Origin of the sequence: Novosphingobium beihaiense, from assembly GCF_022832375.1 — a bacterium.
In the GTDB taxonomy this organism is placed as follows: domain Bacteria; phylum Pseudomonadota; class Alphaproteobacteria; order Sphingomonadales; family Sphingomonadaceae; genus Novosphingobium; species Novosphingobium beihaiensis.
Window position 1 is genome coordinate 1 of sequence record NZ_JALHLG010000019.1, and the last position, 13,126, is coordinate 13,126.

The 13,126-nt window shown below is 65.6% G+C and carries 9 protein-coding genes and 1 tRNA gene; 6 read left to right on the forward strand and 4 right to left on the reverse strand.

Annotated features, from left to right (window positions below):
- On the reverse strand, positions 1-2,215 hold a 2,215-nt coding region (locus tag MTR66_RS13465), incomplete at its 3' end, for an ABC transporter permease (RefSeq protein WP_407673051.1).
- A 93-nt stretch (positions 2,216-2,308) separates the two neighbouring features.
- Positions 2,309-3,037: an ABC transporter ATP-binding protein gene (locus MTR66_RS13470; RefSeq protein ID WP_243921897.1), complete on the reverse strand. Its 729-nt coding sequence runs from the start codon at positions 3,035-3,037 to the stop codon at positions 2,309-2,311.
- Between the two features lie 37 nt (positions 3,038-3,074).
- Here MTR66_RS13470 and MTR66_RS13475 point away from each other — a divergent pair, with 37 nt between their 5' ends.
- Complete coding sequence (locus tag MTR66_RS13475) at positions 3,075-3,779, forward strand: arylesterase (protein ID WP_243921899.1); 705 nt, start codon at positions 3,075-3,077, stop codon at positions 3,777-3,779.
- A 104-nt stretch (positions 3,780-3,883) separates the two neighbouring features.
- Here MTR66_RS13475 and recF read toward each other — a convergent pair whose 3' ends face one another.
- Together recF and MTR66_RS13485 are read right to left on the reverse strand one after the other, a co-directional pair.
- The gene (gene recF / locus MTR66_RS13480) at positions 3,884-5,008 is read right to left on the reverse strand and encodes a DNA replication/repair protein RecF (protein WP_243921901.1); all 1,125 of its coding nucleotides are present in this window, start codon (positions 5,006-5,008) and stop codon (positions 3,884-3,886) included.
- Between the two features lie 46 nt (positions 5,009-5,054).
- Complete coding sequence (locus MTR66_RS13485) at positions 5,055-5,849, reverse strand: queuosine precursor transporter (RefSeq protein WP_243921903.1); 795 nt, start codon at positions 5,847-5,849, stop codon at positions 5,055-5,057.
- Between the two features lie 101 nt (positions 5,850-5,950).
- On the opposite strand from MTR66_RS13485, the gene MTR66_RS13490 reads away from it, so the two are divergent.
- The 5 genes from MTR66_RS13490 to MTR66_RS13510 all read left to right on the forward strand — a co-directional run.
- Positions 5,951-6,027 (forward strand) — tRNA-Arg (locus tag MTR66_RS13490).
- Between the two features lie 363 nt (positions 6,028-6,390).
- On the forward strand, positions 6,391-9,135 hold the full coding sequence (locus tag MTR66_RS13495) for a TonB-dependent receptor (protein WP_243921905.1): 2,745 nt from the start codon (positions 6,391-6,393) through the stop codon (positions 9,133-9,135).
- A 173-nt stretch (positions 9,136-9,308) separates the two neighbouring features.
- Positions 9,309-12,206, forward strand: coding sequence for a TonB-dependent receptor (locus MTR66_RS13500; protein ID WP_243921907.1), 2,898 nt, complete (start codon positions 9,309-9,311; stop codon positions 12,204-12,206).
- A 130-nt stretch (positions 12,207-12,336) separates the two neighbouring features.
- On the forward strand, positions 12,337-12,852 hold the full coding sequence (locus MTR66_RS13505) for an RNA polymerase sigma factor (RefSeq protein WP_243921908.1): 516 nt from the start codon (positions 12,337-12,339) through the stop codon (positions 12,850-12,852).
- Positions 12,845-13,126, forward strand: a 282-nt coding sequence (locus tag MTR66_RS13510) for a FecR/PupR family sigma factor regulator (RefSeq protein WP_243921910.1), incomplete at its 3' end; no start/stop codon positions are given. The genes MTR66_RS13505 and MTR66_RS13510, both read left to right, overlap by 8 nt.

Genomic DNA, 13,126 nt, shown 5'->3' on the forward strand with positions numbered 1-13,126 from the left:
CCGCGGCGATGGCGCCCAGCAGCACGGCAAGTCCGGCCAGCACCGCCACGGAGGCCGCTGCCAGGATCGCCACCGACATCTGGTCCAGAAGTGCGCGGGCATCGCGCAGCAGACTGCCCGTCTCGATCACCGAGCTGGAAGGGAAGGCGCGCGCCAGTTTTGGCAGCAGACCTGCCGTGGGCGTGCCCGGCGGCACTTCGATGGTGGCGGCCAGATGGTGCGGGGCATCGGCCAGAGCATTGGGTGAGAAGACCAGCACGAAGTTGAAGCCCATCGTGTCCCAGTCGATCCGGCGCAGCGCCGCGATCCGAGCGGTGCGCTCCACGCCCAGCACGCCCACGGTAATGTAATCGCCCACTTTCAGGCCCACCGCATCGGCGAATTTCTCGTCGAGCGAAACCAGCGGTTCGCCCCGGTATATCGCGGGCCACCACTGGCCGGATATGACCGTGCTGCCTTCGGGCACGCCCACTGAATACGTGAGCCCGCGCTCTCCGCGCAGGGCCCAGGCGCCTTCGGGAATGTTATCGCCCAGACTGGCCACGCGGGTCATGTGGCCCTTCGGGCCATAGGCGAGGATCTTGCCGCGCATGTTGGGCACGATTTTCGTGACTGCCCCCGGCACCGTCTGTTCGACCATGGTGCGGAACTGCGCGGCGCCGTCCTGCGGCACGTCGAGCACGAAGAAATCGGGCGCGCGGGCAGGCACGGTCTTGCGGATATTGGCGTCGAGGCTGGTCTGCACGGCCGCAATCAGCACGAAGGCGGAGAGGCCGAAGCCCAGCGCCGTCACCAGCGCGCCGGTCTGCGCGCCGGGGCGGTGGAGGTTGGCCAGCCCGGCGCGGAGCATCGGATCGGCCGGGCGCGGCAGGCGGGCGGCCAGCTTGCGGATGGACCAGCCCACCAGTGCCAGCAAAGCCAGCATCGCGGCGGCGCCTGCCAGAAAGCCCGCCGTCACCAGTGGCTGCGCGGCGTTGGCGAAAGCGAGCGCGGCTATCGCCGCGAGCCCCAGCCCGACCGGCAGGGCCAGCGCCTTGCGATTTGCCGCCAGCGGCGCCACCCGCGCGCGCATCAGCGCCATGGCCGGGAAGCTGCGGGCGCGGACAAGGGGCGGTGCAGCAAAGACCAGGGCCACCAGCAGTCCGTAAGCTGCGGCCGTGGCCAGTGCGGCGGGGGAAACGGTAAAGCCGGTGCTCACGGGCAGCAGCGAGCCCAGCGCTCCGGCCAGCAGCGGCGTCACCAGAACGCCCGCCAGCAGGCCGGCAAGGCTACCCGCCAGCGCCGCCGTACCCACTTGCAGCAGGTATATCCGCGCGATGTCGCCGCTCGCCGCGCCCAGCACTTTCAATGTGGCGATCGAATTGCGCCGCGCTTCCAGATAGGAGGATACGCCGCCGCCAATGCCGATCCCGGCGATAACCAGTGCGGCCAGCCCCACCAGCACCAGGAATTCGCCCATGCGGCTGACGAACCGTTCGGTGGAAGGCGCTGCCTTGTTGCGGGTACGGATACGGAAACCGGCATCGGGAAACCGCGCTTCCAGTTTCTTCGCCACCGCATCCGGATCGGCATTGCCTTTGAACTTCACCCGCACCGCGCTGCGGTACATCGCGCCCGGTGCCGTCAGTCCGGCACGCCGGGGCAGATCAAGCGGGACAATGGCGGTATCGCCCAGGGCAAAGCCTTCACCCAGTTGTTCGGGATCGGTCTTGATCAGGCCCCCGGCCGTCACGGTCTGTCCGCCGATTTTCAGCGTGTCTCCGGCCTTGATGCCCAGCCGCGCGGCCGTGCCTTGCGCGATCCACGCCATGCCTTCCGGGGGAGCGCCCACTCTGCGGCCATCGGTCAGTTCCAGCCTGCCGTAGAGCGGCCAGTCCCCGGCCACGGCTTTGAGCGCGACCGGTGCGGTAAGATCGCCCTTGCTGGCGATCGCCTGCATCCGCAGCCCCGGGGAGACTTCGCCCAGTGGCCGCAGCATCGCCAGCTCCGCATCGGTGAGCCCACGCTGCCAGACGCGCAATTCGATATCGCCGCCCAGAATCTGCCGCCCGCGCGTGCCGAGTTCGCGCTCGATGGAGCCGGTCAGCGTGCCGATAGCGGCAATCGCGCCCACACCGAGGAACAGGCAGACCAGCAGCAGCCGCAGCCCCCGGAACCGTGCGGACAAATCGCGCCGGGCAATGGTCCATGCGGTGCGCCAAGGGAGGGAACTCACGCGAATTTCTCCGTTCGTGTCGAGCGAAGTCGAGACACGCCATCCCAGCGCCAAGGTGTCTCGACTTCGCTCGACACGAACGGTTTGTGGAGGTCAAGCCCCACAGCTGTCACTCTCAATCCGGCCGTCCGCCAGCGTCACCACACGTTCGCACTGACGCGCGAGATGTTCGTCATGGGTGATGATCAGCAAGGTCGCGCCTGCTTCCGCGCGGCGGGCGAAGAGCAACTCGACAATGGCCGCCCCGGTCTTCGCATCGAGATTGCCGGTCGGCTCGTCGGCGAAGACCAGCGAGGGGCGCGCCGCCAGTGCGCGGGCAATCGCCACGCGCTGCTGCTCGCCGCCCGAAAGCTGCGAGGGATAGTGCGTCAGGCGGTGCCCCAGCCCGACGGCGGCCAGTTCCGCCTCGGCCCGTCCGCGCGCTTGCGCCATCCCGGCCAGTTCCAGCGGCGTCGCCACGTTTTCGAGCGCGGTCATCGTCGGCAGCAGGTGAAAGGCTTGCAGCACGACGCCGATGCGGCCGCGCCGGGCGCGGGCCAGGGCGTCTTCGTCCATCCCCGCGAAATCCTGCCCGGCGACGGACAGCGTGCCCGATGTCGCGCGCTCCAGCCCGGACAGCACCGACATCAGCGAACTCTTGCCCGAACCCGAAGGGCCGAGCAGCGCCAGCGTCTGGCCTTGCGGCACGGTCAGATCGATACCTTTGAGGATTTCGACAGCACTGCCGCCGCTGCCCAGCGTCAGGCGCAAGTCCCGGGCAAGGACGGCAGGTTCGGGAGACTGTGCGTGCGAGGGCTGGGAAGGTCGTGTCACCTGCTCCATATGGGATAGCACACGGCGCCTCTACAAGGAGATTCCCTTGCGCTTCTTACGCTTTGCCTTTCTGGCGCTTCCAGCCCTGGCGCTCACCGCCTGTGACAAGGGCGCGCCGCCCGCGCCCGAGCCAAGCCAGGCCGCGCTCGATGCGCCGCTTGCTATCCCGGTGATGGGACCCGAGCGCCCGATCCTGGCTTTCGGTGATTCTCTGCTGGCGGGTTATGGGTTGAAGGACGGGGAATCCTATCCCGCGCGGCTGGAGAAAGCCTTGCGCGCGCGCGGCGTCAATGCGCGGATCGCCAATGCGGGCGTTTCCGGCGATACTACGGCGGCGGGGCTGGAGCGGCTGGACTTCACGCTCAAGAGCCAGACGGACAAGCCTGAACTGGCGGTCATCAGTCTGGGCGGCAACGACATGCTGCGCGGCCTCCCGCCCGGACAGACACGCAAGAATCTCGATGCGATCCTCAAAAAGCTGACGGATCAACACATCAAGGTGGTGCTCCTGGGCATGCTGGCCGCGCCCAATCTGGGCAAGGACTATGCGGACAAGTTCAATCCCATCTACCCGCAGCTTGCGCAGAAATATGGCGCGGTGCTGGTGCCGTTCTTCCTGCAGCCGGTGATCGACAAGCCGGACCTGATGCAGCCGGACCACGTGCATCCCACCGCGATCGGGGTGGATGCCATCGTTTCGGCGACGGTGGACGATGTGGCGAACGCCCTGCCGAAGGAGAAAATGCCCTAAAGAGCAGCCTGTCCTCCCCGGGACGGGGAGGGGGACCACGCGAAGCGTGGTGGAGGGGAGTTTCGCCCCACAGCAGCGTTGTGTGAGGATGCGAATCCCCTCTGTCAGCCCTGCGGGCTGCCACCTCCCCGGACCGGGGAGGACAAGGGCCGGACCGTCCCTCCGCGCACTTCCCACACGGCGGCTTCGCCCATGATCGCCTCGAACGGCGCAGTCTCCGTTCCCGTCAGCCACACTTGCGCGGAACCGGCGCGCAGGCGGGCAAACAGGGCTTCGCGGCGCACCGGATCGATGTGCGCAGCCACTTCGTCCAGCAGCAGCAGGCGCGGGCGCGTCTCGCCGCCGCTTTCCAGAAGCTGCGAATGGGCGAGCGTGATCGCGATCAGCATCGCCTTCTGCTCGCCGGTTGAGCATTCGGCGGCGGGCTGGTCCTTGCCGGCCATGGTGACGGCCAGTTCGTCGCGATGCGGACCGGTGAGCGTGCGCTGCGCGGCCCGGTCGCGCGGGCGGCTTTCGTGGAGGGCAATGGCGAGGGCATCGGCCTGCACCGGCCCGCCTGGCCGATAGGCGAGCGAGGGCCGGGCGAACGGCGAATCCGGCAATTCGGCCAGCAGACCGTCCAGCCGCGCGATCAGCCCGGCCCGGGCACTGGCGACAGCGGCCCCGGCCTCGGCAAGCTGCATCTCTATGGCATCGAGCCAGTGCGGATCGGGCGTGCGTTCATCCGAAAGCAGGCGGTTGCGTTCGCGCAGCGCGTTTTCGAGGCGCGCGGCGTGGCTGGCATGATCGGGCCGCACCGCCAGCACCAGCCGGTCGATGAAGCGGCGGCGCCCTCCGGCGCTGTCCATGAACAGGCGGTCCATTGCCGGGGTCAGCCAGCCGATGGAAAGCCACTCGGCCAGACGCACCGCCGGAGCCTCCGCGCCATTGATCTGCACCAGCCGCCGTCCGGGCCGATCGGGGCTCACGCCGGTGCCCAGCCGCACCGGATCGCCGCCGGGCGCAGTCAGCGCGGCACTGATGGCAAAGCCGCCGTCGAAACCCTGCCCCGGCATGTCCGCCAGAGCCGCGCGGCGCAGCCCCCGGCCCGGGGCCAGCAGGCTGATCGCTTCGAGGACATTGGTCTTGCCCGCGCCGTTTTCGCCCACAAGCAGGTTGAACTGCGCCGTGCCTTCCACCGCGGTATCGGCGTGGTTGCGGAAACGGGACAGGAGAATACGGTCGAGCATGGGTGGCGGGTGCTAGCCGCTCCGCCGCGTCAATGCCACTGGCCTCTCACACCGCGCGTGTCTTGGCGAAGGGGGAGAAGTCGATGTCGTCGTCATAGACATCCACACCCTCGCGCCGCTTGAGGAAGCCGACGACCATGTAGGTCACGGGGGTGAGCACCACTTCCCACAAAGTCTTGATGATCCACTGCGTCAGCGAGAGCATCAGCACCGTATGCAGCGTGAAGCCTGGCACGCCCAGGAACGCCAGTGGATAGAACAGCGCACTGTCCACGCCTTCGCCGAAAATGGTGGAGCCGATGGTGCGGGTCCACAAGTACTTGCCCTGCGTCATCACTTTCATCCGTGCCAGCACGAAGGAATTGACGAACTCGCCCGCCCAGAACGCCACCAGCGAGGCGAAGACGATGCGCGGCGTCTGCCCGAAAATCGCATAGTAGGCGGCTTGATTGGGCGCCGTTACCTGCTGCCCGCCGATGGTGTAGGTGGCCGAGGCGAGTGCCCATTCGGGATTGGCGGGAATGTTCACCACCACAAGGCTCATCACCACCATGAACAGCAGTGCGAAGAAGCCCGCCCAGATGCAGCGGCGGGCATTGGCATAGCCGTAGACCTCGGTCAGCACGTCGCCGATGATGTAGGAAATCGGGAAGAACAGCACGCCCGCCCCGAAATTGACCATGCCCAGCACCGGCAGTTCCATCTGCGCCTGCTTGGCCGCGCCGATCAGGTTTGACAGCAGCAGGATCACCACGAAGGCGGCCATGACATAGTCGAAATAGCGGAAATGGCGCCGGGCGCCGGACTGGCCGTGGATGCGGGAAAGGGGCTGATCGCTCATGGGCCCCTTGCGTAACCCGGCTTGGCTTTGCCGCAAAGCACAAGTTGTGATCCACTCCCGGTTTGCGCGGGGCAAGAAGCACGCTATGGGAGGCGCCGCGCGCGCCCGTAGCTCAGCTGGATAGAGCACGAGCCTTCTAAGCTTGGGGTCGCAGGTTCGAACCCTGCCGGGCGCGCCATTTCTTCTTTTCCCTCAAACGCCGGGCGGCCGGTCGGCCTTGCGAACCCTGTGGGTTCGGAGCTGCTGCTATCAGGCGCGCCATTTCATTCCCCAACGGGAAGTATGGCGGTGACGTCAAGGGCGGTGCCTCTCTGGGAATTGACCTGGGAAGTCAAAAGCCATGAATATATGAAATTTGTTCTTAATAAGGTGGTGTTTTTTCTTTTTAGAAATATCAATTCATAAAAATGTCATGAATTGTCTTTGAACTTTCACAAAATTCTTTGTCCCCGTCTTGGCAACATCCCTCTCTTCACGACCGTTCGCGCTCCTCTTGCGGGCCGAAGCAATCGTGAATGATGCAAGAATGAGGGAAGCAATCATGTTGACCAAGCGCAGCCTCTGGCTGGTAACCACTGCCATGGCTTTCGCGGCGCAGCCCGCACTGGCCCAGACGGATTCCGCCAGGACCGTGGACATGCCGGAAGGCGCGATCGTCGTCACCGGCTACCGCGCCAGCCTGGAGCAGGCGCGCGATGTGAAGCGCAATGCCACGATCATCCAGGATTCGATCGTCGCTTCCGACATCGCCGCTTTCCCTGATCTGAACCTCGCCGAAGCGCTGCAGCGTCTGCCGGGCGTCGCGATCAACCGCGAGGCCGGTGAAGGCCGCCGCATCAGCCTGCGCGGGCTGGGGCCGGACTTCACCCGCGTCCAGCTCAACGGCATGGAAGTGCTGGGCAATGTCGACTCGCCGCAGGACAGCCGCGGCCAGAACTCGCGCGACCGCGCGTTCGACTTCAACATCTTCGCCGCCGAACTGTTCAACCGCGTGGACGTGCAGAAGAGCTATTCGGCCGATCAGACCGAAGGTGGTCTCGCTGGCACCGTGGGTCTCTACACCGCGCGCCCGTTCGATTATTCGGGCACCAAGGTCGCGGTTTCCGCGCAGGGCGGCACTAACACGCTCACCAAGGATTTCCAGCCGCGCCTGACCGGCCTTGTCTCCCAGAACTGGGGCGATTTCGGCATCCTGATCTCGGCCGCTTACAGCCACCGCAAGACGCGCGAGGAGGGCGTCGATACCTACCGCTGGCGCCTGAATGAGCCCTATGACCCCGTAGAGGGCAGCGGCGGTTCCTATGGCAGCGACATTTCGAACCTGTCGCAGGCGGAACAGGACGCCATCAATGCGGGCGGCCTGCGCTTCCCGCGCGGCAATCGCTATTCGGTCTGGGACAGCACGCAGGACCGCTTCGGCCTGACCGCCTCGATCCAGTGGAACCCGGCCGAGACCGTCCACCTCACGCTCGACGGTCTCTACGGCCAGTTCAAGGCCGATCGTTTCGAGACCCACCTCGCTTCACGCGCCTCATTCGGTTCGACCTGGCTGGGCGGCGGTACCACCCATGCCGGTGTGACTTATCCCAACTCGACGATCAACGCGATCGAATGGAACGACCAGAACGAGGTGACGTACCTCGATGTGTCGGGCGGCAACACGGCGACTGAAACGCGCATCCAGCACACCAAGAACACCTTCAAGCAGGTCGTTTTCAACGGCGATGCCGATCTGACTGACAAGCTGAAACTGACGGTTCTCGGCGGTATCGAGCGCTCCAGCTACGATATGCCGCTCAGCGACAAGTTCTATACCGAGGCCTTCGGCGATGTCGTTTCAGACTATCGCGGCGGCACGTATTCGCTGGTCAATACTTATGCCTGGGAAACCGGCGATCCGGCCAATTACCATGCGCACGAAATCGACATGTCGGCGAACTATCAGGACAGTGCGTTCGACAACGTCAAAGGCAAGTTCGACTATGCGTTCACGCCGGATGATACGCTGAGCTTTGGCGGTGAATGGCGCCGGTTCAAGAACAGCGGCTATTCGCAAAAGGCGGACAATGTCCTGCGCAGCAGCTTCCAGGACGGTTCGGTCAGCGACGACATCTCCGGCTATACCAAGACCTACACTGGCTTCCCCGGCCAGGACTGGGTCGTCGCCGATTACGACAAGGCGCTTTCGCAGCTGGGTGTAAGCCGCGCCGCGAACCTCAGTGATCCGCAGAATGTCTTTGCCGTGGAAGAGCGGACCGCCGCCGGGTTTGTCCAGTACAGCTGGAACCACGATCTGGGTTCGATCGGGTTCCGCGGCAACATCGGTGCGCGCTACTACAGCACCGACGTGACCTCGACGGGTATCGCCAATGTCGGCGCGGTCACCGTCGACGGCCATTACGACGGTATCCTGCCCGCCGCGAACTTCGTGTTCGAGCTGAACCCGGATCTGTTGCTGCGCGCATCGGCGGCGCGCAACATCAATCGCCCGTCGCTGGGCGCGCTGGCGGTGAACGGCAGTGTTTCGGAAGAGCTTGGCGAATACAGCGTGTCCGTGGGCAATCCGCAGCTGCGCCCGTACAAGTCGACCGATCTCGACCTGTCGCTCGAATACTATTTCGGCAAGGTTGGTTCGGTGGCGGCTGCCGTGTTCTACAAGACGCTGGATGGCTTCATTACCACCAAGACCGACGAAGATGTGCCGTACAGCGCGACCGGCCTGCCCACCAATCTGTTGCCGGGCTTGACCGCTGACACCACGGTGACGTCGTTCTCGCGCCCGGTCAATCTGGGCAAGACCGACTTGTTCGGCATCGAGCTTTCGGCGCAGACGGACTTCACCTTCCTGCCCGCACCGTTCGATCACTTCGGCACCGCGCTGAATTTCACCTACGTCGATTCGAAGTTCGATTATTCGACGATCTACAGCGGCGGCACCAACACCACGCTGGAAGGCCTGAGCAAGTACAACGGCAATGCCACGCTCTACTATGAGGACGCGAAGTTCGACATGCGCGTCTCGGCCAATTACCGCAGCGGCTACGTCTACAGCGCGGCGCCGATCACCAGCGGCGGCGGCCAGGATCAGGATCTCTCGGGCTATGCGCCGACGATCTATGTCGACATGTCAGCCCACTACAAGCTGACCGATCATGTGCAGATCACGCTGGATGCGGTGAACCTCACCAACCAGCACGAGAAGCAGTACTCGGACAGCACCAAGCGTCTCTACGTCAACACCCGTTCGGGGACGACGATCCTCGGCGGCGTCCGCTTCGAATTCTGATCGAAGCATGATGGCTAGGAACAGGGGGACTTTCCCCCGTGCCCCCTGTTCCTTTTCCGCTCAGTCACATCCTTGTCACGCAGGACTGTTAGCTGCCCGCGCCGGAGGGCGCTCTTGTGTATTTGCGCGGCCGGGGTCGTATTGTTGTTGTCTGCACGTGTCTTGCCCTGGCGGTGCCGCTGGCGGCAGAGCCTGTCCGCGCGCAAGGCGCAGCCGAACCCGCGAAGTCTTTTCGTATTCCAGCGGGCCGTCTGACCCGCGCGCTGCGGGAGATGTCCCGGCAGGCCGATGTCCAGATCGTCACTTCGATCGGGCCCGAACTGCGGATTGCGCACAGTTTTCAATGCCGTTGCACCGTGGCTGAAGCGTTGGCTGCGATGACCCAGGGGCTGCCGGTGCGCGTCACCCGGGTGGCGGGCGGTTTCGTGGTTTCGCCTGCACCAGCGGCGGAACCGGTGGCGCCCCGGCCGATCCCCGTCCCGCTGCCGCCGCCCGAAACGCATGGCCCGCCGGTTATCGTTACCGGCTACCGCGAAAGCTTGCGGCAGGCCGCTGCCGCGAAACGCGCGGCACGCACGATCGTCGAAGTGACCCGGGCGGAGGACATCGCCGCCTTTCCCGATCACAATGCCGCCGATGCGTTGCAGCGGCTGCCCGGCGTTGCCGTCAGCCGCGACAATGGCGAGGGGCGCCAGGTCTCGTTGCGCGGGCTGGGGCCGCTGTTTACCCGCACCACGCTCAACGGCATGGAAGCGCTGGCGACGACGGCCTCGGGGTTCGACAACCGGGGCTCGGCGGCGCGGCAGCGGCGGTTCGACTATTCGGTGTTCGACGCGGGCCTGTTCTCGCAAGTCGAAGTGCGCAAGACCTGGATGGCGGACCGCGATGCCGGAGGGGTGGGCGGCACCGTGGCGCTCGATATCATGCGTCCGTTCGATCAGCCGGGAAACGTGGCGCTGGTGGAAGTGCAGGCCCGCACGCGCGGCAACAGCCGGGGCGTGACGCCGCAAGTAACCGCCGAACTCTCCCGCCGCGGGGCGCAATGGGGCGTTCTGGCGGCGGTCTCCTACAGCCGCAACCGTGTTACCGAATACGGCTATCGCAACTGGGACTGGGTTCCCGCCGTCTTCGGCGCGGCCAATATCGGGCCCAGCGTCAGCGATGCGGACCGCGCGCGCCTCATGGGAGAGGGCGATCCGGTCTATATGGCGCGCGCGCAGACGTATTCGACCTGGACCAACCGGTTCGAACGGCTGAACATGGCCGCCTCGATCCAGCACCGGACGGATAGCGGCTTCGAACTGACGCTCGATCTCGTCCATGCCCGGCTGGCCAACCACCGCGACGAATATTCGCTGGCCGCCGCAGGCACCCATGGTCTCACCGGCGATGTCACCGGCACGCAAGTGCTGCAGTCCGCAGCGATCGTGGACGATACGCTGGCAAGCGCAAGCCTGACCGGCGTGGACTTACGCACCGAGCACAAGCGGACCGAGGATCACACCGATTTCGATCAGGCCGTGCTTTCGCTGGCCTACCCGCTGGGCGCGGCCACGGCCGTTACCGCGCGCGCGGGCTATGCCCGTTCGGATTTCAAGGAGCCGGTGTTCGACAAGGTCTTTCTGGAATCCGCCGGGCAGACGTTCGGTTCCACCGCCACCGGGCCGCATCCGCGCAACACCTATGGGTTTGCCATCGGCGATCCGGCGAACTGGCACCTGATGCGGGCCGACACGCGCGAGGATTCGATCCTTAACGAGAATGCGACGGCGCGCGTCGAGTTGCGGCACCGGGTGGCGCACGGTCTCGAACTGCTTGCGGGCAGCGCCTACCGCTTCTTCGGCAACGATGGCTACGAACGGCGCGCCCGCGTTGATTACGAGGGCGATCCCATGGCCCCGGCGGCAGTGGCCGCCCTGTTCGACGGCCCCTCGCTGGCACCGTACATTGTGGGCGATGTCGGCCGGACATTCGCCGCGACCGGCCAGAACCGCGGCCTCACCAGCGCAGACGATATCCCGGGCGGCGATTACCGTATCTCCGAGCGGACATGGTCCGCCTTCGCGCTCGCAGCGTTCGATGGCACGATCGGGGCGCTGCCGGTGCAGGCCGAACTGGGGCTGCAATATCAGCAGGCCTGGATCCGCTCGACCGGCAAGGCCAGCGACGATCTCAGCCAGATCACTGTCAGCCGCAGCAGTTCGAACCATGCGCTGCTGCCCTCGTTCGAGGCGCGTCTGGAATTGCAGCGCGACTTGCTGCTGCGTCTGGCGGCGAGCCGCAACGTCAGTCAGCCGGATGTCGCCGACTTGCGCACTGCCGCCGAAGTGAACGCCACCCCGTTCGGCGGCACGATCACCACCGGCAACCCCGCGCTGCGCCCCTTCACGGCGGATGCGCTCGATCTCTCGCTGGAGCGCTATACCGGGCGGGATGGCTATGTCTCGCTTGGCCTATTCTACAAGCATCTCGATTCGTTCATCACGTCCGAAACCAGCGTCATGGCCTATGCCGATACCGGCTATCCGCTGGCGTTCCTCTATCCCGGGCAGGACGGGATGATCCTCTACAACGTCATCCGCCCGGTGAACGGGGCGGGGGCGACGATCTTCGGCATCGAGGGCGCCGTTCAGCAGGATCTGGTATTTCTGCCCGCTCCGTTCGACCGGCTGGGCGTACAGGCCAATCTCACGTTCGTTTCGGGAGACAGCGGGGTTACGTACAGCGGCGAGAGCATCGACCTGCCGCTGATCGACCTCTCGCGCTGGTCGGGCAATGCCACCGTCTATTACAGCGGCAAGGGATGGGATGCCCGCCTCGCCACGGCATACCGGGGAACTTACCGTTCTGGCGTCGGCAATAACGGCAATCTCGGGCAGTGGATCAAGAGCAGCGTGACGCTCGATTTCGCGGCGCATTTCAGCCTGGGCGAACGTCTTCAGGCGGTGTTCGAAGGGCGCAATCTCACCGATGCCCCGATTATCCAGTACACCGGCCGTGCAGAGCGCCGGTTGCTGGCGAAAACCCGCAGCGGGCGCGTGTTCTCGGCCGGGATGCGGCTGCGGTTTTGACCATGCCGTTGTTGCCGCCGCTTTTTTTGCTTCTCTTCCTGTCCCCGCAGGCCCCTTTCGCGCCTCTTATCCGGATGCGCTTGGGATGGCCGGGCCGGACGTCCTCACGATCGGGATGCCGAACATGTACATGAGCAGTGCCACTGCCCAGCTCTCCGCCGGGATCGCCCGGCTCAAGAGTTACGTCCGCAAGCGCATGCGCGATCCCGATCAGGTGGAGGACGTGGTGCAGGAAACGCTGGTAAGAGTGATGGAGCAGGAGCGGCGGCAGGTGATCGATCAGCCGCTGGCCTATGCCTTCCGGGTGGCCGATTCGGTGATCGTCTCGGGGGCCCGCAAGGCCGCGCGGGAAACCGAACTGGACGGGCCGGAGCTGGTCTGCGATCTGCCGCTGGCCGACGAAGTGCTCGATTACCGCCAGCGCCTTGCCCGGTTCGAAGCGGCGCTGGCGCGGTTGACGCCGCAGCGGCGCACGGTGTTCCGGATGCGGCATATCGACGGCAAATCGCGCCAGGAGATCGCGCATGACCTGAACTTGAGCGTCGAGGCGGTGAAAAAGCACCTCGTGCGCGCGATGGCCGACCTGACCGCGTCGCTGGGCGACGATCTGGGCCCGGCCCGAGTGGGAATCAGAGACAATGGATAAGTACCGGGCCGATATGCTCGAAACCGCCGCCGACTGGGCCGACCGCCTCGGCGAACTGAACGAAGCCGAACGGCGCACCCTGTCGGCATGGCTGGAGGAATCGCCCGAGCATGCGCAGGCCTTCGCCCGCATGCGCCGCCTTATGACCGACACCGCGCTGATCGAGGCGCTCGAACCGGAAGAGGGAGGCGCTGCCGAAGCCGAGCCCGCACCGGCCTTGCCGCCTGCCGCGCCCCGGCGCCATTCCCGCGTCCGCGAGCAGGTGCGCGGCGCG